At 65.3% G+C, this 25,071-nt stretch carries 22 protein-coding genes; 13 read left to right on the top strand and 9 right to left on the bottom strand.

Annotation, left to right across the window (positions count from 1 at the left end):
• Positions 1-232: 232 nt before the first annotated feature.
• The 3 genes from E5198_RS07220 to E5198_RS07210 form a co-directional block, all read right to left on the bottom strand.
• The gene (locus tag E5198_RS07220) at positions 233-1,618 is read right to left on the bottom strand and encodes an IS4 family transposase (RefSeq protein ID WP_136489324.1); all 1,386 of its coding nucleotides are present in this window, start codon (positions 1,616-1,618) and stop codon (positions 233-235) included.
• A gap of 630 nt (positions 1,619-2,248) precedes the next feature.
• On the bottom strand, positions 2,249-2,854 hold the full coding sequence (locus E5198_RS07215; RefSeq protein WP_136489323.1) for a hypothetical protein: 606 nt from the start codon (positions 2,852-2,854) through the stop codon (positions 2,249-2,251).
• Positions 2,844-4,157: an AAA family ATPase gene (locus E5198_RS07210; RefSeq protein WP_136489322.1), complete on the bottom strand. Its 1,314-nt coding sequence runs from the start codon at positions 4,155-4,157 to the stop codon at positions 2,844-2,846. Before E5198_RS07210 ends, E5198_RS07215 begins: the two co-directional genes overlap by 11 nt.
• A gap of 762 nt (positions 4,158-4,919) precedes the next feature.
• On the opposite strand from E5198_RS07210, the gene E5198_RS07200 reads away from it, so the two are divergent.
• Positions 4,920-6,842: an FAD-dependent monooxygenase gene (locus E5198_RS07200; protein ID WP_136489321.1), complete on the top strand. Its 1,923-nt coding sequence runs from the start codon at positions 4,920-4,922 to the stop codon at positions 6,840-6,842.
• Between the two features lie 158 nt (positions 6,843-7,000).
• Positions 7,001-7,999 (top strand): LLM class flavin-dependent oxidoreductase, encoded by a 999-nt coding sequence (locus tag E5198_RS07195; protein WP_136489320.1) that lies wholly within the window; start codon positions 7,001-7,003, stop codon positions 7,997-7,999.
• Between the two features lie 205 nt (positions 8,000-8,204).
• Here E5198_RS07195 and E5198_RS07190 read toward each other — a convergent pair whose 3' ends face one another.
• The 4 genes from E5198_RS07190 to E5198_RS07175 form a co-directional block, all read right to left on the bottom strand.
• The gene (locus E5198_RS07190) at positions 8,205-8,417 is read right to left on the bottom strand and encodes a cold-shock protein (RefSeq protein ID WP_136489319.1); all 213 of its coding nucleotides are present in this window, start codon (positions 8,415-8,417) and stop codon (positions 8,205-8,207) included.
• Between the two features lie 395 nt (positions 8,418-8,812).
• A complete protein-coding gene (locus E5198_RS07185) occupies positions 8,813-9,040 on the bottom strand; it encodes a DUF2798 domain-containing protein (protein ID WP_136489318.1) in 228 nt (75 codons plus the stop codon).
• Positions 9,037-9,636 carry a flavodoxin family protein gene (locus E5198_RS07180; protein ID WP_136489317.1) on the bottom strand — a complete coding sequence of 200 codons (600 nt, stop codon included), beginning with the start codon at positions 9,634-9,636 and terminating at the stop codon, positions 9,037-9,039. Before E5198_RS07180 ends, E5198_RS07185 begins: the two co-directional genes overlap by 4 nt.
• 37 nt (positions 9,637-9,673) lie before the next feature.
• Positions 9,674-10,171 carry a DUF2938 domain-containing protein gene (locus tag E5198_RS07175; RefSeq protein WP_136489316.1) on the bottom strand — a complete coding sequence of 166 codons (498 nt, stop codon included), beginning with the start codon at positions 10,169-10,171 and terminating at the stop codon, positions 9,674-9,676.
• A gap of 82 nt (positions 10,172-10,253) precedes the next feature.
• Between E5198_RS07175 and E5198_RS07170 the strand changes: the two genes are divergently transcribed.
• The 3 genes from E5198_RS07170 (at position 10,254) to E5198_RS07160 (ending at position 13,624) form a co-directional block, all read left to right on the top strand.
• A complete protein-coding gene (locus tag E5198_RS07170; protein ID WP_136489315.1) occupies positions 10,254-10,679 on the top strand; it encodes a helix-turn-helix domain-containing protein in 426 nt (141 codons plus the stop codon).
• 118 nt (positions 10,680-10,797) lie between these two features.
• Positions 10,798-11,415 (top strand): hemolysin III family protein, encoded by a 618-nt coding sequence (locus tag E5198_RS07165; RefSeq protein ID WP_136489314.1) that lies wholly within the window; start codon positions 10,798-10,800, stop codon positions 11,413-11,415.
• A gap of 142 nt (positions 11,416-11,557) precedes the next feature.
• Positions 11,558-13,624 carry an HD domain-containing protein gene (locus tag E5198_RS07160; protein WP_168772493.1) on the top strand — a complete coding sequence of 689 codons (2,067 nt, stop codon included), beginning with the start codon at positions 11,558-11,560 and terminating at the stop codon, positions 13,622-13,624.
• A 10-nt stretch (positions 13,625-13,634) separates the two neighbouring features.
• Here the strand turns inward: E5198_RS07160 and E5198_RS07155 are convergent, their stop codons facing one another.
• Together E5198_RS07155 and E5198_RS07150 are read right to left on the bottom strand one after the other, a co-directional pair.
• Positions 13,635-14,735: an NADH:flavin oxidoreductase/NADH oxidase gene (locus E5198_RS07155; protein ID WP_136489312.1), complete on the bottom strand. Its 1,101-nt coding sequence runs from the start codon at positions 14,733-14,735 to the stop codon at positions 13,635-13,637.
• 78 nt (positions 14,736-14,813) lie between these two features.
• Positions 14,814-15,494: a type 1 glutamine amidotransferase domain-containing protein gene (locus E5198_RS07150; protein WP_136489311.1), complete on the bottom strand. Its 681-nt coding sequence runs from the start codon at positions 15,492-15,494 to the stop codon at positions 14,814-14,816.
• Between the two features lie 107 nt (positions 15,495-15,601).
• On the opposite strand from E5198_RS07150, the gene E5198_RS07145 reads away from it, so the two are divergent.
• The 8 genes from E5198_RS07145 to E5198_RS07110 all read left to right on the top strand — a co-directional run bounded on the left by E5198_RS07145 (position 15,602) and on the right by E5198_RS07110 (position 24,762).
• Positions 15,602-16,522, top strand: coding sequence for a LysR substrate-binding domain-containing protein (locus tag E5198_RS07145; protein WP_136489310.1), 921 nt, complete (start codon positions 15,602-15,604; stop codon positions 16,520-16,522).
• A gap of 401 nt (positions 16,523-16,923) precedes the next feature.
• The gene (gene purU, locus E5198_RS07140) at positions 16,924-17,790 is read left to right on the top strand and encodes a formyltetrahydrofolate deformylase (protein ID WP_136489309.1); all 867 of its coding nucleotides are present in this window, start codon (positions 16,924-16,926) and stop codon (positions 17,788-17,790) included.
• Positions 17,787-18,704, top strand: coding sequence for a bifunctional methylenetetrahydrofolate dehydrogenase/methenyltetrahydrofolate cyclohydrolase FolD (gene folD, locus E5198_RS07135; RefSeq protein WP_136489308.1), 918 nt, complete (start codon positions 17,787-17,789; stop codon positions 18,702-18,704). Before purU ends, folD begins: the two co-directional genes overlap by 4 nt.
• A complete protein-coding gene (locus tag E5198_RS07130) occupies positions 18,686-19,927 on the top strand; it encodes an FAD-dependent oxidoreductase (protein ID WP_136489307.1) in 1,242 nt (413 codons plus the stop codon). The genes folD and E5198_RS07130 overlap by 19 nt, the downstream gene beginning before the upstream one ends.
• Before the next feature lie 10 nt (positions 19,928-19,937).
• Positions 19,938-20,246: a sarcosine oxidase subunit delta gene (locus E5198_RS07125; protein WP_136489306.1), complete on the top strand. Its 309-nt coding sequence runs from the start codon at positions 19,938-19,940 to the stop codon at positions 20,244-20,246.
• On the top strand, positions 20,243-23,149 hold the full coding sequence (locus E5198_RS07120) for a 2Fe-2S iron-sulfur cluster-binding protein (protein ID WP_136489305.1): 2,907 nt from the start codon (positions 20,243-20,245) through the stop codon (positions 23,147-23,149). The genes E5198_RS07125 and E5198_RS07120 overlap by 4 nt, the downstream gene beginning before the upstream one ends.
• A 2-nt stretch (positions 23,150-23,151) precedes the next feature.
• On the top strand, positions 23,152-23,832 hold the full coding sequence (locus E5198_RS07115; RefSeq protein WP_136489304.1) for a sarcosine oxidase subunit gamma: 681 nt from the start codon (positions 23,152-23,154) through the stop codon (positions 23,830-23,832).
• 147 nt (positions 23,833-23,979) lie between these two features.
• Positions 23,980-24,762 carry an IclR family transcriptional regulator gene (locus E5198_RS07110; protein ID WP_136489303.1) on the top strand — a complete coding sequence of 261 codons (783 nt, stop codon included), beginning with the start codon at positions 23,980-23,982 and terminating at the stop codon, positions 24,760-24,762.
• Positions 24,763-25,071: the final 309 nt, after the last annotated feature.

The raw sequence follows: 25,071 nt of genomic DNA, 5'->3' as shown, positions 1-25,071 counted from the left end.
CAAGGCAGCGAACATCAGGTGCTGCGTCAGCCACGCTGGCGAAGAGTACGCCCTCGCTCCGGACTCCTTGGCCACTGACCTGCAAGCCCGGGATGCCGACAGCCTCAATATCCTCCGCGGCTGTGAGGTGATGCTGAGCACAGGTCAGCATCCGATCCACCGCGAACGCCTCTGCGCTTGGCAAAACACCCGCAAACTATTGATGATCGTACCCATGCTCCTGCGCTCGTCGTTATACACAAGTCCCGGTGAGCGCGTCGCGGGCCTCAAAAGCGATGACAAAGTCCCGCAACCGCTGCAGCCCGGTCCACATTGCCTTGGGGCCGGGTGGCCCATCGTGCTTGCGCCCCAAATAGCCGCCCAGGCTGGCTATCAGCATCACGACCTCACCCAGCGAGGGGGGAGTCTGTGGCGGCATGCAACGCTTGGCCACCATGTAGGCGGCCCGCCACTCCCGAGCCTCGAACACCAGCTCGCAGCTCAGATCTGGACAGCTTCGCCCCAACATCAGGCTGTACAGCACCCGCCATGTCACGACCAGGTAAAGCCCGATGCAGGGCAGTAGTCGCTCTTCGGTCTCCAGCTGCAGTCGATTGATCTGGCAACCATTCTTCAGAACGTGGAAGTAAACCTCGATACACCAGCGCACGGCATACCATTCGACGACTGTAACGGCTTGGGCCAGGCCTTCCACCGGCAGGCTTGTCAGCAGCAACCACTCCAACGGCTCGACGCCCTCCGGCGGGTGCTCCTCGCAAGCCAGGACGGCATTGATCATGACCTCAGGCAAGCGATGCCCGACGCGGGGCGGTGGTTGCAGCGTGAGACTGGCAGAGCGCAGAGTGACCTGCGCCAGGCGGGCGGGACGTTTCGGGCGCGCCCGTACCTCAACCTCGACTTGCCCCAGGCTTGGCGTCGCCGCCACAGAGGCCCACAGCTTGTCGGCAGCACCGCCCAGCACGCGGCGATCCTGTGCTGCGCGCACAATCCATTGCGCCCGCGTCGTCGCAGCGACGTCTTCATACTCGACGAACCACTCGTACAGATCACCTTCGGCGTCGGCGAGATTGACGACCTGGCTTTGCGGGAGCTGCCCCTGTAGCGCACAACTGCTCTGGTAGCTGTCGATCCAGCGTCGACTTTCCTTCTCGTCCACTCCTTTTCCGCGCCGCTCCTTGCGTGGGCTTGGCTCATCACGCTGCCACCACTCGGCCGCCACCACGCCCAGACAAACCCGCTCCGGTGTGAATGCCACGGTCGGATGGAGTCGGCGGGGATGCTTCTGCCTCTCCTTGATGGTGCCCACTCCCTTGGGGCCCAGATTCACCCACTTGTCGAGCTCGGTCGTGTCCTGGGCTAACAGCACCACGGGGCAGCACTCCATGCGCTGCAAGGTGGCATCCCGATGGGGGGCCAAAACTGTTTCGAAAGTGGCCTTCTCGTTATCGAAGAAACGGTAGGCCGCCATCGTCTCCGCCCAGCTCCGGCAAGCGGTAGGAATGCTGTTGCGTGGATCTGCACCCAACTGCTCCAGCAGCTTGGCAGCACGCGCATTCAATCGCTCATCGCCCAGGTTTGCCGTGCGCATCTCTTCCTCAGCCCAGCTCGCGGATGACATCCCTGTACTCCCTCGGAAAACCTAAGATGGTGACTGAACTTGTGTATAACGACGAGTGCTCCTGCGTGGGCACAGAACGCAGCCGCTCCCGTGGCTGGACGCAGAGCGTCCGGAGTTCGGGCTCCCACGCTGGAGCGCGGGAGCAATCGAAACGGCATCCCGCTGACGCTGTGCTCCACGTGGGGGCGAATCGCCAAGACTCGATCGTGTTCGAGTCGCTGATGGATGCTCTGCCTGCCATTGGAGGCAAGCGAGGTAGACCTTTACGCGAGCCGGCCAAACTGCATATCGGCAACGCCTAAAATTGCCGTCTCTGTCGCAAACACATGCGTGAGGGAATTGATCTTGCCCAGCGCGCAGAGGCATCGCGAGCCAAGATCGACCGGACGATACCGCTGGGCTGGTGAGCACCTGGCTGGCAGCTATAAGCAAGCTGCGCACACGTTCCGAGCGGATACTAGATACCCATCTAGCCTAGTCATAGGCTTAGGCTTAGGCTTAGGCTTAGGCTTAGGCTTAGGCTTAGATTCTGCGTGATTTGCACCAAGAAATTAGTGACGTTTTATTAGCCGTTCTAAATGACATTTCTTGAGTTTGAACAAGCTTACTCGACCAAGACCATATCACGAGTCAGATACTAAAGGTCTGAGTATCGCCCGGACCTTCAAATATCTGAATTGAAGTTAATTTAGTCAGAGTTAGCTTATGCAACAAATTAAGGATTAGACTTGGATCCGAAGTAAATCTAGTGTTTTTTACCAACAGCCCCTCAATGTTTTTCAAATTGTACTTTCTGGATGTATCAATGAGGGCAGCTTGAAATGAACTTTCGCGATGCCTAGCATCACGACGCGCAATCACAGCATAATTAATATCAAGCTCGACAAATTCGGCCCTTGTTATCACAGGAAGATGCTCACGCACAAACATATATAGCGTCGTTACGCCTTCATGGATCTTTAGCCGTATATCGTTTTTGTCGTGCTTTCCATCCTTGAACTCAATGAAATAAAGCTTATCACCCACACAAAAAAGCGCATCGGGAGATTTTTCCTTCTGGTGCGCCTCGTAACACGGCGAGCAATTTTGCACTTGATCGTAATCAAAACCAATTTCGTCAGATACGATGAAATTCCGCTTTCCGCCATCATTGTAGCTCAGCTCTGTAATTGTCTTCAAAGCATGGGGAAAATGAGCAGCAAGCTTGTCATAAATCAGCTGTGCATTAGAAGTCATCGAACGATTCCTTGTTCAATAAGTAAAGCGGAGCAGCAAGCCTATCAATAGCAACCGAAATATTTTGACTAATGTCAAGGAAATCCGATGATGCATTAGGCTCTTTGGAGGCCAAATAAAAAGCGCCGCCCAGCCCATATTTGTCACTATAATGCTTGAGCGCCTCGAGAATATATGGACTATGCGTAGTTACAATTACATCTACGCCGGACGCCACTAGTCCGCACACTATATCACAATAGTCCAACTGCCATTTAGGATGCAGATTAACCTCAGGCTCATCTAGAATCAGCAGCGAATTCTTCTTAATACTACCGCCTCTAACCAGCAAATCCAAAACCCCAAGAGACTTAATTCCGGACGCGATATTGCCAGATGAAAGCTTGTAGCCATTCCGCTCAAGAACAAAATCAGATGAATCATCATCATACGACAACGACCCACCAAATACTTTTTTTATCCGACTAGAGATATCCACTTCCTGCTCTCTTTCCACAAAGAAGTCCGGAACAGGGAAGTTATAAACTGAATCACTAAGCTTTGTGGCGAGATCTTTAATATGAAGCGGGACAGTACCGACCCCTGAAGAGTCTGCATCAAATAGCGTCCTCGCCATTTTGACCAAGCGATGGAACTGAATTATTGCCGGCGAATCCACATAGGTCGCATCAGCGTACCCGAGGGAGTCAACATATTTAAAATTCTGCATCTGGTCTTTTGACCAGGTGATATCAATAAGCTCACTAGCACCATCATTTATAGTGACGTGCGCTTTTGATGGAGCCTTCCCCCCCTTGTGAATTATTTCACCCTTGAACTCCGAAAAAAAAGCCTTCTTAACGGCACGCGTGATGACATATATTTCATCATCTGGCTCATCCATTATCAAACTAATTTTTTCGAGCCGCCGCATGAGAGACTCATACAAGGCGGTCGGCATATTTTTGTCGATTTCCATGAGATGCGTGACAAATGCAACTCTCTCATCGAGCGCTTTTGCTTTGTCCAGCCGAAGCTGGCTATAAAACTTTCTTGGGTGAAACAACTCCCTAAATTCTAGATGACTAGCAACATTGACATAGCGACGAATATTAAAATACATTCTCTCGGCAATGTCTTTGATTCTAGCCTCTTTTGCCTCTTCAAGATCCTCTTCGTATCGAGCGCTTGCTTTAACCAAAGAAAATAGTATTTTCCCAATGGTGCTTTTGCCCGTATCATTCTCGCCCGTGATTACTGTCAGACCGCCTACGTGAACTTCTGCGTGTGATATCGTCCCAAAATTCCGTACAGAGACTTCCATAATATACCCACTCAAGGTTTATTCATTAATACCGCCACAGAAAAGCGATTAGCCACCTGAACTCGCGCGACAATAACACATTTTTATTAGACTTGCATACAAATTTCACCACCAATACATTGCAAGACCAGCTTCACGACACGCTTACATCGCAATTTTATCTTACTCATTGACAGACTCCTTCCCGCCACCACATCCGACTCTGATTATTTTTACTTCTCCAATCCGAAATGGACTGGCGCGCACCTAAAAAGAAACTGAAATATTAATAAAGCATAAATCTTAGAACATAGGATGGAAAACTCGCCCAGCGATTTTCTACCACGTTGCCGGATGCGGTACTCCTAGGTGGGCAATGCCTCCGGCAGTTGCCCACCCTACGATTCGCGCGACACCGCTGGGCCACACTCAGCCGCAATTGCCAGCCGCAGCGCATCGACAGCATGCGCAGGGAGAAGCACACCAGGATGGCCAGCCAGGGCAACCAGACACTCGCTCAGTCCAGCGCTTCACCCCACTCCCGCCCCTGCACTGAGTACCTGCATCTACTGGAAAGCTAACTGGCCTACCGCCACGGCAACCCGCTCTACCCCATGCAGCCCGGTGACAGCCTGACCGGCAAACCACTTCACACCCCGTGTCCCCATTTTCAGGGGACACAGCAGTGTCTCTTATCGACCTAAGCTGTTGCTCAGTGTCAAAACAGCGTAACGGCGTCCTGACGTGCGCTCAGTCGACAACAACGACAAGAGGATTCTGCTCATGCAATACCATCTGAACGGCTTCAAGCCCGGCAACTACCAGATTCCCGATGCGGCGCGTGAGCCGGCAGCGCCGCCGCCGATGGTCGATCTGCCGCAAGAGGTCGATGTGCTGATCGTCGGTTGTGGCCCGGCGGGCCTGGCGCTGGCGCGGCAGCTGGCGGATTTTGCCGACATCAGGACCTGCATCGTCGAGCAGAAGGCCGGGCCCATGCTGTTTGGCCAGGCGGATGGTATTTCCTGTCGCACCATGGAAATCATGGAAGCCTTCAACAGCAGCGAGCTGCTGGCGAAGGAGGCCTACCAGCTGCACCAGAACGCCTTCTGGGAGCCGGATGCGCAGAATCCGCAGCACATCAAGCGCACCCACAAGGTGCCGGATGCGCGGCTAGGGCTGTCCGAGTTCACCCACTGCGTGGTGAACCAGGCGCGCCTGCACGACATCCTGCTCGACGGCATGGCGCATTCGGTCACGCACCTGGTGCCGCATTACAGCCGCCGCCTGCTGGAACTGACCGTTGACCAGAGCCTGAGCCAGGACCTGCACGCCTATCCGATCACCGCGACCTTCGAGCGCAACGATGCCGGCCAGTCGGGCAAGGTCGAAACCATCAAGGCCCGCTACGTGGTGGGTTGCGATGGCGCCCGCAGTGCGGTGCGCAAGAACCTGGGGATCGAGCTGCAGGGCGACTCGGCCAACAAGGCCTGGGGCGTGATGGACGTGCTGCTGGCGACGGACTTCCCGGATATCCGGGTGAAGAGCTTCATCCAGTCGAAGGACAACGGCGCGGTGATGCTGGTGCCGCGCGAGGGCGGCTATCTGGTGCGCCTGTATGTCGAGCTCGACCTGCTGGGCAAGGATCAGCGGGCTTCGCAGCTGAACCTGAGCGTCGATGACGTCATCGCCAAGGCCAAGCGGATCATGAGTCCGTATCAGGTGGATGTTAAGGAAGTCGCCTGGTGGTCCATCTACGAAGTCGGCCAGCGCGTTGCCGAGCGCTTCGACGACACCCCGGTGGGCAATCCGGATGGCCTGATTCCGCGTGCCTTCGTCGCCGGCGATGCCTGTCATACCCACAGCCCGAAAGGCGGTTGGGGCCTGAACACTTCGCTGCCCGACACCTTCAACCTGGGCTGGAAGCTGGCGGCTGTGCTGCAGGGCAAGTCGCAGCCGAAACTGTTGCAGACCTACGCAACCGAGCGCCGCAAGGTGGCCTTCATGCTGATCAACGCCGACCGCGAAATGTCGGCGCTGGTCGCCACCCGTGCCAACAAGGACGCCACCGCGGCGAAGACCAGCACCGCCGAGATCGAGCAGTTCATCGCCCGGCAGAACGGCTTCATCGCCGGCACCTCGATCGGCTATGACGAATCCTGGCTGTGCACGGGGCATGAGCACCAGGCGCTGGCGAGCGGCTTCCCGATCGGGCAGCGCTTCCACTCCGCCCAGGCCGTGCGCGTGGCGGATGGATGCCCGGTGCATCTGGGGCACCTGAACAAGGCGGATGGCCGCTGGCGCATCTTCATCTTCGCCGATGCGCCCAGCCCGCTGGATGCGACCTCCAAGTCGGCCAGGCTGGTCGAGTTCCTGGCCAACGCGGACAGCTCGCCGGTGAAGCAGTACACCCCGGCCGGGGCGGATGTCGACGCGGTGATCGATGTCTACGCGGTGTTCCAGCAGCAGGATCTGGCCATCGACGCACTGCCGGACTTCCTCTGGCCGGCCAAGGGCAAATACGGCCTGCGCGATTACGAAAAGGTCTTCCAGACCAGCGCGGCGCACGACATCTTCGCCCAGCGCGGCATCGACCGTGCGCAGGGCTGCATGGTGGTGGTACGTCCGGACCAGCACATCGCCACCATCCTGCCGCTCGATGCCCATGCCGAGCTGAGCCAGTTCTTTGCCGGGTTCATGCTGAAGTAGGTCTGCTCGCCCGTTGGGAAAAACGGCACAGCCCGCGAAAGCGGGCTGTGTCGCGTCCCGGCCAGGAAACCGTGGCCTGCCCCTGCTTCCTGCGCTTCCCCCAGCCTTGCCTTTCCCCCATCCGCCCCCATAAAGCCATGACGACTTCTGGAGGCTGTATGAGCAAGCTGTCCACCACCCCGTTTTCCATCCTCGACCTGGCGCCGCTGCGCGACGACGACGTCGGCCCGGGGCCGGCCCTGCGCCGTTCGCTGGCGCTGGCGCAGCACGCCGAGCGCCTCGGCTTCTCGCGCTTCTGGGTGGCCGAGCACCACAACATGGAGGGCATCGCCAGTTCGGCCACCGCGGTGCTGCTCGGCTATCTGGCTGCCGGCACCTCGACCCTGCGCCTGGGCTCCGGCGGCGTCATGCTGCCCAACCATGCGCCGCTGGTGATCGCCGAGCAGTTCGGCACCCTCGCCGCGCTCTATCCGGGGCGCATCGAGCTGGGCCTCGGCCGCGCGCCGGGCGCCGATCCGCAGACCGCCCGCGCCCTGCGCCGCGAGCGCAGCGGCAGCGCCGACGACTTCCCCGAGGACGTCGCCGAACTGCAGATGCTGCTCGGCCCGCGCCAGCCGGGGCAGAAGGTGATCGCCATGCCCGGCATGGACAGCAACGTGCCGATCTGGCTGCTCGGCTCCAGCCTGTTCAGCGCCCAGCTGGCAGCGCAGATGGGCCTGCCCTACGCCTTCGCCGCGCACTTCGCGCCGCGCTACCTGCACCAGGCGCTGCGCATCTACCGCGACAACTTCCAGCCCTCGGCGGCGCTCGCCAGGCCCTACGCCATGGTCGGCGTGCCGCTGATCGCCGCGCCCAGCGACGAGGAGGCCGAGTTCCTCGCCACCACTGCCTACCAGCGCGTGCTGGCGCTGATCCGCGGCGAGAGCCTGGTGCTGCGCCCGCCTGTCGAGAGCATGGCCGGGCGCTGGCAGCCCCGCGAGCAGGCGGCGGTGGGCGACTTCCTCGGCCTGGCGGTGATCGGCGGGCCGGAGAAGGTGCGCGCCCGCCTGGAGGTGCTGCTGGAGCAGACCGGCGCCGACGAGCTGATCTTCACCGGCGACATCTACCAGCCCGAACACCGCCTGCGCAGCTTCGAGATCGTCGCCGGGTTGCGCTGATGCCGCTGGCCTTCCTCGGCTGACGACAAATAAAGGCACACAAGCAAAGGGGCGGATTCAATTGCCGGGCTGACCGCCAGCAAAGTGCAGGTTGGCGGTCGGTCGTGCTCCAGAAAGTTCTGTCCATCCTGCTCTTCCCGGCAGGGTTCAGATTATTCCAGGCGAAAAAAAGCCCCGCATTGCGGGGCTTTTTCAATCAGGCGTCTTAGTTGACTTGAACCTGATCAGCCTGCATCCCTTTCTGGCCTTTGGTCGGCACGAAAGAGACGGATTGGCCTTCGCTCAGGCTTTTGAAGCCTGCGCTTTCGATCGAGCGATAGTGAACGAACAGGTCGGCGCCGCCATCAGTCGGGGTGATGAAGCCGAAACCTTTTTCATCGTTGAACCACTTGACGGTACCAGTTTGACGAGTAGACATGCTGTATCTCCAGGGTAAATTAAGACTGCGACGCTGAAACATTCAGGCCGAGACTGAGAAGCCAATAGCAAAACGAACCAGGGAGATGAGGCTTTGAAGCATCAAACTGAGTATCGAAGTGGCAATCGCAAAGCAGTGAGGCGAATATACGCTACTTCCTGAAAATGTATAGTTTTATTTTCATAAAATGCCTCCCGAAAGGAAAATATCGCCTATCGGCGAGATTGTCATTCCGCAATTAATTCTCAAACCGTTGATTTCATTCAATTTAAAACCGCAACTTGCAGACTGGTCCGAATTGATCGAATCGCCGCGCCAGCCGGGGCAGACAGTGATCGCCATGCCCGGCATGGAGGTGCTGCTGGAGCAGGCCGCAGATCCCGCCGGGCTATACCCTACGGCTTCGCTACCAGCGACTCGACCGCCCGCCGCGCCAGCGGCGCGATGACCAGCACCAGCGGAAAGGCGAACAGCCAGGCGGTCAGCCAGGCGCCGATCCACAGCGCACCGAAGTCGGCAACCGGCCCCACGGCGCGCAGGGTGGAGATTCCCGACACCATCAGCGACATGAGTCCGGAGAGGATCAGGGCGAACAGGACCTGGCTGTATTTTCTGGGAATCATCGGGCGGCCTCCGGGTTCTGGCCGCACGGCTCAGCGCGGCGCAGACGGTGCAGCGTTTCGGCGAAGTTCCTGCCGAACATCCGCGCCGTCTTGATGTCGCCGGGGGCGAACGCCTGGGCGGGCGACGCCTTCTCGGCCTGGGCCATCAGGCCGGACCAAGAGCCGAGCCGGTTGGCCGCTTCGTCGTAGGGCACGCCCAGGTGCTGTTCCGGCAGGATCGGATTGCCGACCCAGAGCATGCCGTGCTGCATGCAGAACACGAACATCGACATCAGCGTCGACTGCTTGTCGCCGGCCGGCAACGCCGACACGGTGAAACCGGCCGCCAGCCGTCCGCGCAGACGCTGGGCGCGCCACAGGCCCCCGGTGGCGTCCATGAAGGCCTTGACCGGGGCGGACACGCCACCCAGGTAGGTAGGCGAGCCGAGGATGAAGCCGTCGAAGCCGAGCAGTTCGTCCGGAGCCGTGGCGAGCTGCTGCGCCTGCAGCAGCTGGACTTCGGTATTGGCAACGCTGCCGGCTCCCTCGGCAACTCTGCTGGCGATGTATTCGGTATGGCCGTGGGCACTGTGGTAGATGACTGCGATCTTGTTCATTGCTCGCTCTCCAGTAGGGGGGTGATGGTGTTCGGCTTCAGCGCAGGAGCCAGGCCAGCAGGACGGCGCTCAGGTAGAGCCCTAGGCCGAAGACCGCGTGATTGGCCAGGCTTCTGATGCAGTTCTTCAGCGGGGTGGGCGTTCTGGCGGCGGCGAAGCCGGCGCCCATGGCGGGCTGGATCGCGAACAGGGGAATGACCACCGTAGCGATGCCGACCAGCAGTGCGGGCAACAGGGTCGGGCTGCGAGCCCAGTCCATACCGGCGATGCCGAGCAGCAGGCCGGCGAAGGCGATGCCGGTGACGTAGTGCATCAGCCAGCCGAGGGCGAGTTCGCCGCTGATCGGTTGCGCTTTGGCAATCGCTGCGTGCCTCAGCCTGCCCCGTGCCAGATGCCCGACCCAGCGGCCGATGAAGGCGAAGTCGAGCGTCTTGACGCCCCTGGACTTGAGGAACGTCAGCCAGATGTCCATGACCGCGGTGGCGCCAATACCGATTCCGGCGGCCAGGATGATGTCGTGCAACAGGTGTCCCATGATTACCTCGCTCAGATTGACCGGTGAAGGGTTCAAGGCGACTATAGAAGTTCAAGCGAACTTGAGGTCAAGGGGGGGTTCCGTGGATATCGCTGACGTGGCCAAACGCTCCGGCGTGCCGGCATCGACGCTGAGGTTCTACGAGGAAAAGGGGCTGATCGCATCGCTCGGCCAGCCCGGCGAGCGGCGCCGCTTTGCGCCGCAGATACTCGACCAGCTGGCGCTGATCTCCCTCGGGCAGTCGGCGGGCTTCACCCTGGAGGAAATACGCTCGATGTTCGGCGCCAACGGGGAGCCCGAGATCGACCGGCAGCTGCTCGCGGCCAAGGCCGACGAACTCGACGCGACCATCAAGCGCCTGCAGGCCATGAGCCGGGGCCTGCGCCATGCCGCTGCCTGCCCGGCCCCCAGCCACGCCGAATGCCCCACCTTCCAGCGGCTGGTGAAAGCCGCGGCGGCCGGTGCGCACGCACGCAAGCACAGCACGCGCGGGCGCCTGCGCAAATGAGACGACCGCCGGCCCTCCTCCGTCCCTGGCACGCTGCCCGGCTTGTGCTGAACTTGTAGCTACGGCCCGCAGCAACTGCGGAGCCCTCATGCAGGTCTGGATGCGTGAGGGAGGGATCATGTACCACGGTGAACGCTTCAACGCCTGGACCCATCTGGTCGGCGCGGTGCTGGCCAGCATCGGCGCGCTGTGCCTGCTGGTGCAGGCGCTGTGGGAGGGCGAGCCGCTGAAGATCGGCAGCGTCGCGGTCTACGGCGGCAGCCTGGTGCTGCTCTACGTCGTCTCCACCGTCTATCACAGCGTGCGCGGCCGGGCGAAGGCGGTGCTGCGCAAGCTCGATCACCTGTCCATCTACCTGCTGATCGCCGGCAGCTACACGCCGTTCTGCCTGCTCAGCCTCGGCGGCCCGCTGGGCTGGACGCTGCTCGGGCTGGTGTGGGGGATGGCACTGGTCGGCATGCTGCAGGAGCTCAGGCCGCGCTCCGAGGCGCGGGTGCTGTCGCTGGTGATCTATGCGCTGATGGGCTGGATTGCCGTGGTGGCGATCAAGCCGCTGGCCGCATCGCTCGGCCCTGCGGGCTTTGCCTGGCTGCTCGCCGGCGGCCTCTGCTACACGGTCGGCATCATCTTCTTCGTGTTCGACGACCGCTTCCAGCACTGGCACGGCATCTGGCACCTGTTCGTGATCGGCGGCAGCACCCTGCACTTCACCGCGGTGCAGCTCTACGTGGTGTGAGACCGAGTGGCGCCGGCCGGAGATGCCGCCCGCGAGGGTCAGCAAACCGCCGCTTGCCGCATCGCCGGACGGCTCGCCGCGACAGCCTGCGCGCTGTGCTAGCTTTCTGATTCGCCTCCCCCAAAACCACCACGGCGCGCCCATGACCACAGCTGCCAGCCTGTCCTGGAGTGAAAGCACGACCGCCAGGGATGCCGACCTCGCCGCCTGGCTCGACGCCACCGCCCGCGATCCGCTGGTGAGGGCGCTGATGGCGACCGAGGCCTTCCGCCGCCTGCACGACGTCGCCTTCCTCGGCGCGCTGGACTACAGCCACCGGCCGTTCCCGCCCGCCGCCCAGCGCAGCCGCGCCGCCCATTCCCTGCACGTCGCCGCGCTGGCCAGCTACGTCGCCAGCGCCCGCGGCTACGACGCCGACCTGCGCCGCCACCTGCTGATCGCCGCCCTGCTCCACGACATCGGCCACCCGCCGCTGTCGCACAGCGCCGAGCCGGTGCTGCGCGCATGCTGCGGCTACGGCCACCACGAGCTTGGCGCGCGGATCATCCGCGGCGAGGCCGCCATCGGCCGCGAGCTGCACGCCCTGCTGCGCGGGGTGGCCGACCTGCCGTTCCTCCTCGACCTGCTGGGCGGCAGGGTCGCCGCGGCGGCGGGCGGCGACCTGTTCGCCAGCGCGCTGAACGTCGACACCCTCGACGCCATCGCCCGCACCCTCGACTGCCTGGCGCCGGAGCTGCCGCCGCTGTGCCGGCTGGCCTGCGCGCGCGCCGCGCTGCTCGACAGCCACCGCGATGCCGCGGCGCTGGCACTGCTCGACGAGTTCTGGGAGCGCAAGAACCTGGTCTACACCCAGTTCATCGGCCAGCCGCTGGGCATCCTCGCCGACCGCGCCTGCCGGCAGTTCTTCGCCGCCGCGCCGGCGCTCGCCGAGGAGGATTTCCTGGTCGGCGAACGCTGCTGGCAGGAGCGCCATCCGGCGCTGTTCGCCGGTCTCGCCCAGCTCAGGCACGGGCAGCTGCCCGCCTGGCTGGACGACGGGCCGTTCGAGATCGAGTTCCGCGGCTACTTCGTCGACCGCGAGCAGGACTTCGCCAGCCGCTACCGCCAGGTGCGCGGCCGCCAGCAGGCGCAGGCCGTGGCGCTGCTGGCGAAGCTGCCGGCGCACGCGGCGCCGGCCGAGCAACGCGCCCCAGGCTATGGCGACTTTCTCGCCGGCTATCCGCATATCGCCCGCGCCCGCCGGCACAGCGCGCAGGTGCTGCGCCAACTGCGCGCCGAGCTGCACGCGGCACTGGCCGGCAGCCCGCAGCGCGACCACCTGTGCGTGGTGGCCACCGGCTCCTACGGGCGCGACGAGGCCTGCGCGGAGTCCGACCTCGACTGGTTCATCCTGCTCGACGGTTGCAGCACAGTGGAGATAGTCGAGGAACAGGCGGAGATCAGGCAGGTGATCGAGCGCCACATCGCCCGTCCGACCGGCGACTCGGGCATGTTCGGCGGCGCGGCGACCCAGGACTTCCGCCAACTGGTGGAGCATATCGGCGGCAGCCAGGACAGCAACCAGTCGCTGACCCGGCGCATGGCGCTGCTGCTGGAGGGGCGCAGCCTGTTCGGCGACGCCTCGTTCGCCCGCCTGCGCCGTCAGCTGATGGAGGCGTACATCTGCAAGGGCAGCCCGGACAAGTCGATCTCGCGTTTCCTGCTCAACGACGTGATCCGCTACTACCGGACCATCACCACCGACGTGCAGCACAAGGCCTGCGTGGACCAGAAGGCCTGGGGGCTGCGCAGCATCAAGCTGAAGTTCTCGCGCAAGCTGCTGTACTTCGCGGCGATCATCGCCATCGCCGAGACCGCCGGCGAGCCGGCCCGCGATGCGCGCATCGAGCGGCTGCTCGCCCTGCTCGAGCTGCCCGCACTGGAGCGCCTGCACGCCATCGCCAGCGCCAGCGGGCCGCTGCAGAAGTCGTGCGCGGAGGTGCAGCGCAGGACGCGGGAGATCTTCGCCCTCTACGAGGGCTTCCTGCGCCAGCTCGCCGAACCGGCCAACCGCCAGGAACTGGCCGCGCTGCGCGAGGACGACCGCGCGGAGTGCGAGCTGTACATGGAGCTGCGCGCCGGCAGCAAGACCTTCACCCGCACCCTGTTCGACTGGCTGCGGGTGAAGTACGCCGAGGAGCATCCCATCCACCACGCGCTGGTGTTCTGAACCGGCGCCCTCACTCGGCGACGCGGTAGCGCTCCAGCCAGTGCGCGTAGGGCGCCGGCAGCACCCAGGTCGGTCGCTCGACGCCGAGCTGCTGGGCCGCCTTGAGCGGCCAGTGCGGGTTGGCCAGGTGGGCGCGGCCGATCATCACCAGGTCCATCTGCCCGTCGGCGACCACCCGCTCGGCGTTGGCCGGGCTGTCGATGCCCCAGGACGAGGCCACCGGCAGTTCGGCCTCGCGGCGCACGCGCTCGGCGATCGGCGCGAGGAAGGCCGGGCCCCACGGGATGCGGGCCTCGGGGATGGTGAAGCCGACGCTGACGTTGAGCAGGTCCAGCCCGCCGCGACGGAAACCCTTGGCCAGCTCGATGGACTCCTCGAGGGTCTGCTCGTCCTGGCCGTCGTACTCGATCACGCCGAAGCGGGCGGTCAGCGGCAGGTGCTCCGGCCACACCTCGCGCACCGCGGCGAGGGTTTCCAAGAGGAAGCGGCTGCGGTTGGCCAGGCTGCCGCCGTACTGGTCGTCGCGCCGGTTGGAGTGCGGCGAGAAGAAGCTCTGCGCCAGGTAGCCGTGGGCGAAGTGCAGCTCCAGCCACTCGAAGCCGGCGTCGCGGGCGCGGCGCGCGGCGGCGACGAAGTCGGCCTGCACGCGGGCGATGTCGCCCTGGCTCATGGCCTGCGGCACCTTGGGCAGGTGGGCGCCGAAGGGGATCGCCGAGGGGGCGATGGTCTGCCAGCCGCGCTCGTCACCTTCGGCGATGTGGTCGTCGCCCTCCCACGGGCGGTTGGCGCTGGCCTTGCGCCCGGCGTGGGCGATCTGGATGCCCGGCACCGCGCCGGCGGCCTTGATGGCGCGGGCGACCGGGGCGAAGGCTTCGGCCTGGGCGTCGTTCCACAACCCGGCGCAGGCCGGGGTGATGCGCCCCTCGGGGGCGACGGCGGTGGCCTCGACGATCACCAGCCCGGCGCCGCCGCGGGCGATGCTGGCGTAGTTGTGCAGGTGCCAGTCGTTGATCAGGCCGTCGGTGGCGCTGTACTGGCACATCGGCGGCACGGCGATGCGGTTGCGCAGGGTGACGTCTTTGAGCTGGAACGGGGAAAACAGTGCGGACATGCGGAAACGTCTCGTGAACCGGGATGAACGGGGGATGGAGCGGAGCGCCGGCCCGGTGGCGGGGCCGGCGCGAAGGGGTCAGTGGCCGAGCAGCTTCAGCAGCGCCTCAGCGCTGGCGTCCGAGGAGGCCGGGTTCTGCCCGGTGACCAGCAGGCCGTCGACGGCGACGTGGCTGTGCCAGTCGGCAGCCTTGCTGTAGTGGCCGCCATTGGCCTTGAGCATGTCCTCGACCAGGAAGGGCACCACGTCGGTGAGCTGCACGGCCTCCTCCTCGCTGTTGCTGAAGCCGGTGACCTGGCGGCCCCTGACCAGCGGCTGGCCGTCGGCGCCCCTGGCGTGGCGCAGCACCGCCGGGGCGTGGCAGACCGCGCCGACCGGCTTGCCGAGCGCCTGGAAGCGCTCGATCAGCGCCACCGAGCGGGCATCCTCGGCGAGATCCCACAGCGGGCCATGGCCGCCGGGATAGAACAGCGCGTCGAAGTCCTCGGCGCGTACCTGATCGAGGCTCAGGGTGCTGGCCAGTGCGGCGCGCGCCGCGGCGTCCTCAGCGAAGCGGCGGGTGGCGGCGGTCTGTGCGCCGGGATCACTGCTCTTCGGGTCGATGGGCGGCTGGCCGCCCCTGGGCGAGGCCAGGACGATTTCGGCGCCGGCGTCCCTGAACACGTAGTAGGGCGCGGCGAATTCCTCCAGCCAGAAGCCGGTCTTGTGGCCGGTGTCGCCCAGCTGGTCGTGGGAGGTGAGCACCATCAGGATTTTCATCGAGGTCTCCAGTGCGGGCCAAGCGGCCGGTGGATCGTGTGGTGGGCATCATAGGCCGCCGGCTAAGATTCGATAATTCGAAAGCTTCGATCCGAGGTATTCAATAAATGAATATCGCCAACAAGGACCTCAACCTGCTGCTGGCCTTCCACGTGCTCTACCAGGAGCGCAACGCCTCGCTGGCCGCGGCGCGCATGGCGCTCAGCCAGCCGGCACTGAGCCACAAGCTGAACAAGCTGCGCCACGAGTTCGGCGACCCGCTGTTCGTGCGTGCGCCGCGCGGGCTGACGCCGACGCCGCGCGCCCACGAGCTGGCGCCGACCGTGCAGCGCCTGGTCGGCGAACTGGAGGCGTTCTACGACCACTGCGCGGGCCGCGACTTCCTCGCCCGCGCCGAGCGCATCCACCTGTACACCACCGACTTCATCGAGCAGACCCTGCTGCCGCGCCTGCTGCCGCAGCTGCGCGCCCAGGCGCCCAACCTGGTGCTGATCACCCACAACACCCGCGGCCAGCTGCCGCGCGAGGAGCTGGAGAAGGGCACCTGCGACCTGGCCATCGCCGGCTTCTACGCCAACCTGCCGGACACCTTCCGTCAGCAGCGCCTGTTCGGCGAGGACTTCGTGGTGCTGGCCTCCAGGCACAACACCCGGCTGGCCGGCGGTCTCGACCTGGCCGCCTTCGTCGCCTGCGAACACCTGCTGACCACCCTGACCGGCGACCTGCACGGCGTGGTCGACCGCGCCCTGGAAGCGCGCGGCCTGCAGCGCCGGGTGGCCGCCGGACTGTCCAGCTTCATCGCCCCCACCCGGCTGATCCGCGGCACCGACCTGCTGCTCACCTGCCTGCGCCCCATCGCCGAGGAAGCCGCCGAGCGCGATCCCGAGCTGGTCATCCATCCGCTGCCCATCGAGCTGCCGCGCGTCGAGCTGATGCAGATCTGGCACGAACGCACCGACGCCGACCGCCTGCGCCGCTGGCTGCGCCAGCAGATCCAGCAGGTGGCGGGGGAGTTGCAGCGGCGCTGATCCCGCTGCTCGCCCAGGGCTGGCGCATGAGGCCGACCCGGTAACCCCACGCACGACAGAACATCTGCCCTCCCCTGCCGGAGCGAATTCATTCGCTCCTTGCCGTTGCTGCGCCAGCCGTTGCTGCGCCTGCCCTGGCCGCGTCCCCTTCCCCGCCTCGTCTCCACCCGACTTTGCTTGCCCCGCGCACTCCTGGCAGGGCCGGCAGGCCTCTCGAATAAAATTCCCATCAAGATAAAAAATTTCACAGCAGCTATGGACGGCCCCATCCACCTTCGCTTATAAAAACACCACAGAGAAAAATATATTCCCAGCAGTCAAAAATATTCAGGAATGAAATCGGGCTTCACCGACGAACTTTTCGCTTTGCAACCGCTGCCTCCATACCCCGAGGACTCGACATGCAACACGCTCCGAACCAGTACGTGATCAAGATCAGCTGCCCGGCGACCTCCGGCATCGTCGCCGCGGTGACCACCTTCCTCGCCGACCATGGCTGCTACATCAGCGAGATGGCGCAGTTCGACGACGAGGTCAGCGGCACCTTCTTCATGCGTGCGGTGTTCCGCTTCAATGCCGGCCTCAAGGGCGATATCGCGGTGATCGAGCAGGGCTTCGTCGACGTGGCCGGCAAGTTCGCCATGAACTGGGAGCTGCACGACGCCAGCCAGCCGATGCGCGTGCTGCTGATGGTCAGCAAGTTCGACCACTGCCTGTCCGACCTGCTGTATCGCCACCAGAAGGGCGAGCTGCACATGCAGATCACCGCCGTGGTTTCCAACCACCTCGACCTGCGGCCGATGGCCGAGCGCGAGGGCATCCGCTTCATCTACCTGCCGGTGACCAGGGACACCAAGGCCCAGCAGGAAGCCGAGCTGATGAAGATCGTCGACGAGACCAGGACCGAACTGGTGGTGCTGGCGCGCTACATGCAGATCCTCTCCGACGATCTGTGCAAGCAACTTTCGGGCCGCGCCATCAACATCCACCACTCGTTCCTGCCCGGCTTCAAGGGCGCCAAGCCCTACCACCAGGCCTTCGAGCGCGGCGTGAAGCTGATCGGCGCCACCGCCCACTACGTCACCGCCGACCTCGACGAGGGCCCGATCATCGAGCAAGAAGTGCAGCGCGTGGACCACAACTACGCACCGGACGACCTGGTCGCCGTCGGCCGCGACACCGAGACCGTGGCCCTGTCCAAGGCGGTCAAGTACCACCTGGAGCACCGCGTGTTCCTCAACCACGACAAGACGGTGATCTTCCGATGAGCACGCCCGGCCAACTGATCGACGGCAAGGCCGTCGCCGCCCAGGTCCTCGCCGAAGTGACCGCCGATGTCATCACCCTCAAGGCCCGGGGCATCGAGCCGGCGCTGGCGGTGGTGCTGGTCGGCGACGATCCGGCCAGCCACGTCTACGTGCGCAACAAGGTGCTGCGCGCCGGCGAGGCGGGTATCCGCTCCCTCGAGTACCGCCTGCCGGCCGAAGCAGGCGCTGCCGAGGTGCTGGCGCTGGTCGCCGAGCTGAATGGCGACGCCTCGGTGCACGGCATCCTGGTACAGCTGCCGCTGCCCAAACACATCGACGAGACCGCGGTGCTGCAGGCCATCGACCCGACCAAGGACGTCGACGGCTTCCACAGCGAGAACGTCGGCGGCCTCAGCCAGGGCCGCGAGGTGCTGGTGCCGTGCACCCCGGCCGGCTGCATGCGCCTGCTGCACGACACCCTAGGCGACCTGTCCGGCAAGCACGCGGTGGTGATCGGTCGCTCGAACATCGTCGGCAAGCCGATGGCCGCCCTGCTGCTGGCCGCCGACTGCACGGTGACGGTGCTGCACTCGCGCAGCCAGAACCCGCAGGCGCTGTGCCGCAAGGCCGACATCGTGGTCGCCGCGGTCGGCCGGCCGCGGATGATCGACGCCGAGTGGATCAAGCCCGGCGCGGTGGTGATCGACGTCGGCATCAACCGCATCGAGGAAGACGGCAAGAGCCGCCTGGTCGGCGACGTCGACTTCGCCAGCGTGCAGCCGCTGACCGCGGCGATCACCCCGGTGCCCGGCGGCGTCGGGCCGATGACCATCGCCCTGCTGATGCAGAACACCGTGACCGCGGCGCGCCAGCAACAACCCAAGCATGCGGCCCCTGCGGCCGGTGAGGAGGCCACATGCCGTTCAGCCTGCTGAAATACGGCCTGTCTTCGGACTACCCGGTGGATGTCGATCTGCCGGCGCCGAAGGAACTGAAGTCGTCCTACGACGTGGTGATCATCGGCGGTGGCGGCCACGGCCTGGCCACCGCCTACTACCTGGCCAAGTACCACGGCATCACCAACGTGGCGGTGCTGGAGAAGGCCTACCTGGGCGGCGGCAACACCGCGCGCAACACCGCGGTGATCCGCTCCAACTACCTCACCTCGGAAGGCGTGAAGTTCTACGCCGAGTCGGTGCGGCTGTTCAAGGAGCTGTCCAACGAGTTCGACTTCAACATCATGTACTCCGAGCGCGGCCAGCTGACCCTGGCGCACACCGACGCCACGGTGCGCGCCTTCCGTCAGCGCGCCGAGGTGAACAAGCACTTCGGCGGCCGCACCGAGATGATCGACCGCCAGCAGATCCGCGAGCTGGTGCCGACTCTCAACCTCGACCCCGGCCACCTGCCGGTGCTCGCCGGTCTGTGGCACATCGACGGCGCCACCGCGCGCCACGACGCGGTGGCCTGGGGCTACGCCAAGCAGGCGGCCAAGCGCGGCGTGGAGATCCACCAGCTCACCGAGGTGCAGGACTTCGTGGTCGAGCACGGCAAGGTCACGGCGGTGAAGACCAACCGCGGCACCGTGAAATGCGGCTGCGCGGTGCAGGCCATCGCCGGACACAGCTCGCTGCTGCTCAACAAGCTGGGCATCCGCGCGCCGATCCACAGCTACCCGCTGCAGGCGATGGTCACCCAACCGTTCAAGCCGTTCCTCGACCCGCTGGTCAGCTCGTCGGCGCTGCACTGCTACGTGCAGCAGACCGGCCGCGGCGAGGTGGTGTTCGGCGGCGGTTCCGACCCCTATCCGCTGTACAACACCCGCTCGACCCTCGACCTCAAGGAAAGCCTGCTGGCCCACGCCATCGAGATGTTCCCGTTCCTGGCCAACGCCAGGCTGATGCGCCAGTGGGCGGGCACCACCGACATGACCCCGGACTACAGCCCGATCATGGGCCGCTCGCCCATCGACAACTACTACCTCGACGCCGGCTGGGGCACCTGGGGCTTCAAGTCGACGCCGATCTGCGGCAAGACCATGGCCGAACTGGTGGCCAGCGGCGGCAGGACGCCGGAGCTGATCGCACCCTTCGCCCTGGAGCGTTTCTCGACCTTCCAGCAGGTCAACGAAATGGGCGCCACCGCCGCCAGCCACTGAGGAACCCGCGATGAAGATCATGCCCTGCCCCCTGAACGGTCCGCGCAACATCAGCGAATTCACCTACGGCGGCGAATTCAAGCAGATGCCCGACCCGGCCACCTGCAGCGACGCCGAGTGGGCCGACTACGTGTTCAACAGCGACAACCGCGCCGGCCTGGTGGTCGAGTGGTGGATGCACAACGCCTCCAGCTACTGGTTCCTCGCCGAACGCCACACCGTCACCGACGAGATCGTGCGCACCTTCGATCCCAAGGAAATCTTCACCAGCCGGGTCGACTTCGCCGCGCCCGCCAAGCCCCAGGAGGTCGTCGCATGACCGCTTACAGCCGCCTGCCCGCACCCATGGGCCTGCTGATCGACCGCGATCAGCCGCTTCGCTTCGACTTCGACGGCAAGCCGTACCAGGGCTTCGCGGGCGACAGCATCGCCAGCGCCCTGGCCGCCAACGGCCGCTGGCTGCTGTCGCGCTCGTTCAAGTACCACCGCCCGCGCGGCCCGCTGACCATGGCCGGCCAGGACGCCAACACCCTGGTGCAGCTGCCCAGCGAACCCAACGTGCTGGCCGACCTGCAGCCGCTGGCCGAGGGCCTGAGCGTGACCGGGCAGAACTTCGCCGGTTCGCTGGACAACGACCGCGACGCCCTGCTCGGCAAGTTCTCCAAGTTCATGCCGGTCGGCTTCTACTACCGCTCCTTCTACAAGCCCAAGGGCATCTGGAAGGTGTGGGAGCCGATCATCCGCAAGAAGGCCGGTCTCGGCGTGCTGGATCTGCAGTTCCAGCCCGAGTACCACGACAAGGCCTTCCTGTTCGTCGACGTCGCCGTGGTCGGCGCCGGCCCCGCCGGCCTCACCGCCGCGCTGCACGCCGCCAACGCCGGCGCCAAGGTGCTGCTGGTCGAACAGCAGAGCTACCTGGGCGGCGCCCTGGCCTGGGCACGCTTCGACATCGAGGGCCAGCGCGCCGGCGAGCTGCGCCGCGAGCTGGTCGACGCGGTGGAGAACCACCCGAACATCCGCATCCTCAAGGACGCCACCTGCAACGCCTGGTTCACCGACAACTTCCTGCCGGTGATCCAGGGCAACCGTCTGTACAAGGTGCGCGCGAAACAGTGCATCGTCGCCGCCGGCGCCTTCGACCAGCCGGTGGTGTTCCGCAACAACGACCTGCCGGGCGTGATGCTGGCCAGCGCCGCGCAGCGCCTGATCAAGCTGTACGCGGTCAAGCCGGGCCAGCGCGCAGTGGTACTGACCGGCAACGACGATGGTTATCTCGCCGCCCTCGACCTGCTGGATGCGGGCGTGGTGGTGGCCGCTCTGGTCGACATGCGCACCCAACCGGACGATGCCGCCCTCGCCGCCACGCTGAAAAAAGCCGGCGTCGCGCTGCACAGCGGCAGCACCGTGTACGAGGCGCTTCACGAGAAGGGAATGCGCCACGTCAGCGGCGTCGACGTGCGGCGCATCGTCGGCAAGGGCCAGGTGGCCGGCAAGGGCATGCAGCTCAACTGCGACCTCTTGTGCATGTCCGCCGGCTACATGCCGGTCTACCAGTTGCTCTGCCAGGCCGGCGGCAAGCTGAGCTACGACGACGCCCAGGCCGCCTTCACCCTCAGCGGCCTGCCGCAGAATCTGAGCGTGGCCGGCTCGGTCAACGGTCGTCACGCCCTCGACAACGTGCTGCGCGAAGCCGCCCAGGTGGCCAACGCCGCCTGCGCCAGCCTCGGCCTGCAGGCGGACGCGGCGCCGGCCAGCTTCGTCGCCGAGCCGCGGGTCAACTACGACTGGCCGATCTTCCCGCACCCGGACGGCAAGGACTTCGTCGACTTCGACGAGGACCTGCAGGTGCGCGACATCGTCAACGCCACCCGCCACGGCTATCGCGACGTGCAGCTGGTCAAGCGCTTCTCCACCGTCGGCATGGGCCCGTCGCAGGGTCGCCACTCGGCGCTGCCCACCGCGCGCCTGGTCGCCCAGGCCACCAACCGCAGCGTCAGCGAAACCGGGGTGACCACCGCACGCCCGCCGTTCGTCGCCGAGAAGCTGGCCCACGTCGCCGGCCGCGGCTTCGACCCGTACCGGCAGACCGCCATGCACCAGCGCCACGTCGAGCTGGGCGCGAAGATGATGCCGGCCGGCGTCTGGCAGCGCCCGGCCTACTACGGCAAGCCGGAGGAGCGCGAGGCGTGCATGCAGGCCGAAGCGCGCCACGTGCGCGAGAAGGTCGGCATCATCGACGTCTCCACCCTCGGCGGCCTCGACGTGCGCGGCCCGGACGCCGCCGAGCTGCTCAACCGCCTGTACACCTTCGCCTTCGCCAAGCAGCCGGTCGGCCGCTCGCGCTACGCGCTGATGACCAACGAGCACGGCGTGGTGATCGACGACGGCGTGTGCGCGCGCTTCGCCGACAACCATTTCTACGTCAGCGCCACCACCAGCGGCGTCGACCGCATCTACCAGCAGATGCTCAAGTGGAACGCGCAGTGGCGCCTCGACGTCGACATCACCAACGTCACCGCGGCGCTGGCCGCGGTCAATCTGGCCGGGCCGCGCGCGCGCAACGTGCTGCGCAAGCTGTGCCAGGACGTCGACCTCAGCGCCGAGGGCTTCCCCTACCTGGCCGTGCGCCAGGGCACGGTCGCCGGCATCCCGGCGCGCCTGCTGCGGGTCGGCTTCGTCGGCGAACTGGGCTACGAGATCCACGTACCGGCGCGCTACGGCGAGTACCTGTGGGACGCGCTGATGCAGGCCGGCGAGAAGGACGAGATCCGCCCGTTCGGCGTCGAGACCCAGCGTCTGCTGCGCCTGGAGAAGGGCCACGTGATCATCGGCCAGGACACCGACGGCATGACCCACCCGGCCGAGATCGACATGGGCTGGGCCATCGCGCGCAGCAAGCCGTTCTTCGTCGGCAAGCGCTCGGTGGAAATCCTCGAGGCGCAGCCGCTCAAGCGCAAGCTGGTCGGCTTCGTCCTGCCGGCGACCTCGACCAAGCCGCTGGAAGGCCACCTGGTCCTCAACGGGCCGGACATCAGCGGCAACGTGACCTCCTGCGAGTACAGCGCCACCCTCGGCCAGATCATCGGCCTGGCTTACTGCGCCGCCGCGCAGAGCGCGCCGGGCAGCCAGATCCCGATCCGCGTCGAGGGCGGCCAGATGGTGCAGGCGACGGTGGTCAAGCTGCCGTTCTTCGATCCCGAAACCCAACGTCAGGAGCTGTGATCATGGCCGCACTGCAAGCCCAGCAATTCACCGAACGCAGCCCGCTGTACCGCCAGCAGGCCGGCGCCACCCTCGGCCGCCTGGGCGACAGCTCGATAGTCGCCCACTACGGCGAGCACGACGAAAGCGCCCAGCTGCAACGCTGCGCGCTGCTCGACCTGACCAACCTGGCGCGCGTCGGCTTTCGCGGCGCCGCGGCCGCCGAGTACCTGACCGTTCGCGGCTATGCGCTGCCGGAGGCGCCCAACCGGGCGCTGACCCAGGCCGACGGCAGCCACGTGGCGCGCCTGTCGCAGACCGAGTACCTGCTGCTCGGCAGCCTGCGCGACGCCGGCGCGCGCATCGCCGCCGAGGAGGCCGCCTGGCAGTTCGGCGCAGCGGCCAACTACCTGCTGCCGCGCCAGGACAGCCACGCCTGGCTGCTGCTGACCGGCGAACACATCGCCGCGGTGATGGCCAAGCTGTGCGGCGTCGACCTGCGCGCCGAGGCCTTCCCGGTCGGTGCGGTGGCGCAGACCTCGGCGGCGCGCATCAACGTCATCGTCGCCAACCTGCCGGAAGGCGAGCTGCCGTGCTTGCAGATCCTCTGCGACCGCGCCTCGGCGAGCTACTTCTGGGACGCGCTGCTGGACGCCATGGACGAGTTCGGCGGCAAGCCGGCGGGGATCGACGCGCTGCTGTGAGGCGCCAAATCTGCCCCGCCTCTGATCGCTCCCACGCTCACGCGTGGGAGCGCAACGCCCGGGACGCTCCGCGTCCCCGGACACCGGCGCCTGGGTTCCCACGCAGGAGCATGGGAACCATCAAATGCCCCCGCCCGGAGAACAACCATGACCATCGCCGAAGACCTCGACAGCGGCCGCGACACCGATTACATGGTCCCCGCCCTGCAGCGCGGCCTCTCCATCCTGCAGATGTTCAACGCCCAGCAGCGCACCCTCGGCACCAGCGAGATCGCCGAGCGCCTCGGCGTCAGCGTCTCGGCGATCTACCGCATCGTCCACACCCTCGAGGAGATGGGCTACCTGCGCAAGCTCGCCAAGAACACCTGGGAACTCGGCCCGCAGGTGGTGTCCGCCGGCTTCAGCTACCTGGCCAGCCGCGACCTGGTCGACCTGGCCCTGCCGCACCTCAACGCCCTGCGCGACCGCACCTCGCTGTCCTGCCACCTGAGCATCCGCGAGCACACCGACAGCCTGTACCTGTACCGCGCCTTCGCCGCCCAGCGCCTGTCGGTGAACATCCCCATCGGCACGCGCCTGCCCTGCCACTGCACCGCCATGGGCCGCATCCTGCTCACCGGCCTGACCCCGCCGGTACTCGACGCGCTGTACCTGCACGTGCGCCTCGACGACCACCCGCCGCCGGCCCCCAAGACCCTGCCCGAGCTGCAGGAACTGATCGCCGGCGACCGCCAGCGCGGCTGGGTGCTGCACCGCTCCGACTACTCCACCGCCATCGCCACCGGCATCCGCAACCACCTCGGCGAAGTGGTCGCCGCCATAAACCTCTCCGGCCCGGATGCGGTGATGGACAGCGCGGAATCGCAGGCGCGCTTTCGCGAGGCGCTGCTGCTGACGGCGGCACGGATTTCGGCGGAGCTGGGCGGTTGAGGCGTCAGAAGGCGGAGGATGCCGATCCGCGAATCGAGCCCCGGCAAGCCGGCCAGGCGACTGCGCCTCGCCCCAGCCGCCGCTGGCGCAAGGCACCCGGCATCAGCGCGCTGCACACTCCTGGCAATCGGCCAACGCCAGGCGCATGAGCCCGGCGTGGACCGCGGAGGCCGTCAGCCTCATGGCCATAGGAATGGTCGCGCCGGCTGCTCGCGACCGTATCAGCCCGCCGCGCGGCGCAGCAGCACCCGCGCGGCCGGGCTGCCCGGCTTGGCGTCGACGCGCTCGGCGGCCAGGCCGCGGGCCAGC

The sequence above is a fragment of the Pseudomonas sp. A-1 genome (genome assembly GCF_004801855.1).
Classification (GTDB): domain Bacteria; phylum Pseudomonadota; class Gammaproteobacteria; order Pseudomonadales; family Pseudomonadaceae; genus Geopseudomonas.
Note: the sequence above shows the minus strand (reverse complement) of the source record. Positions and strands in the feature narration are given on the sequence as shown.

Bases quoted from the DNA above. Each gene is read 5' to 3' on its own strand.
- E5198_RS07220 (WP_136489324.1), bottom strand. From the start codon at position 1,618: ATGTCATCCGCGAGCTGGGCTGAGGAAGAGATGCGCACGGCAAACCTG.
- E5198_RS07145 (WP_136489310.1), top strand. From the start codon at position 15,602: ATGAATATCGCCAACAAGGACCTCAACCTGCTGCTGGCCTTCCACGTG.
- E5198_RS07200 (WP_136489321.1), top strand. From the start codon at position 4,920: ATGCAATACCATCTGAACGGCTTCAAGCCCGGCAACTACCAGATTCCC.
- E5198_RS07115 (WP_136489304.1), top strand. From the start codon at position 23,152: ATGGCCGCACTGCAAGCCCAGCAATTCACCGAACGCAGCCCGCTGTAC.
- E5198_RS07130 (WP_136489307.1), top strand. From the start codon at position 18,686: ATGCCGTTCAGCCTGCTGAAATACGGCCTGTCTTCGGACTACCCGGTG.
- E5198_RS07180 (WP_136489317.1), bottom strand. From the start codon at position 9,636: ATGAACAAGATCGCAGTCATCTACCACAGTGCCCACGGCCATACCGAA.
- E5198_RS07185 (WP_136489318.1), bottom strand. From the start codon at position 9,040: ATGATTCCCAGAAAATACAGCCAGGTCCTGTTCGCCCTGATCCTCTCC.
- E5198_RS07195 (WP_136489320.1), top strand. From the start codon at position 7,001: ATGAGCAAGCTGTCCACCACCCCGTTTTCCATCCTCGACCTGGCGCCG.
- E5198_RS07150 (WP_136489311.1), bottom strand. From the start codon at position 15,494: ATGAAAATCCTGATGGTGCTCACCTCCCACGACCAGCTGGGCGACACC.
- E5198_RS07165 (WP_136489314.1), top strand. From the start codon at position 10,798: ATGTACCACGGTGAACGCTTCAACGCCTGGACCCATCTGGTCGGCGCG.
- E5198_RS07175 (WP_136489316.1), bottom strand. From the start codon at position 10,171: ATGGGACACCTGTTGCACGACATCATCCTGGCCGCCGGAATCGGTATT.
- E5198_RS07110 (WP_136489303.1), top strand. From the start codon at position 23,980: ATGACCATCGCCGAAGACCTCGACAGCGGCCGCGACACCGATTACATG.
- E5198_RS07160 (WP_168772493.1), top strand. From the start codon at position 11,558: ATGACCACAGCTGCCAGCCTGTCCTGGAGTGAAAGCACGACCGCCAGG.
- E5198_RS07120 (WP_136489305.1), top strand. From the start codon at position 20,243: ATGACCGCTTACAGCCGCCTGCCCGCACCCATGGGCCTGCTGATCGAC.
- E5198_RS07210 (WP_136489322.1), bottom strand. From the start codon at position 4,157: ATGGAAGTCTCTGTACGGAATTTTGGGACGATATCACACGCAGAAGTT.
- folD (WP_136489308.1), top strand. From the start codon at position 17,787: ATGAGCACGCCCGGCCAACTGATCGACGGCAAGGCCGTCGCCGCCCAG.
- E5198_RS07125 (WP_136489306.1), top strand. From the start codon at position 19,938: ATGAAGATCATGCCCTGCCCCCTGAACGGTCCGCGCAACATCAGCGAA.
- E5198_RS07215 (WP_136489323.1), bottom strand. From the start codon at position 2,854: ATGACTTCTAATGCACAGCTGATTTATGACAAGCTTGCTGCTCATTTT.
- E5198_RS07155 (WP_136489312.1), bottom strand. From the start codon at position 14,735: ATGTCCGCACTGTTTTCCCCGTTCCAGCTCAAAGACGTCACCCTGCGC.
- E5198_RS07190 (WP_136489319.1), bottom strand. From the start codon at position 8,417: ATGTCTACTCGTCAAACTGGTACCGTCAAGTGGTTCAACGATGAAAAA.
- purU (WP_136489309.1), top strand. From the start codon at position 16,924: ATGCAACACGCTCCGAACCAGTACGTGATCAAGATCAGCTGCCCGGCG.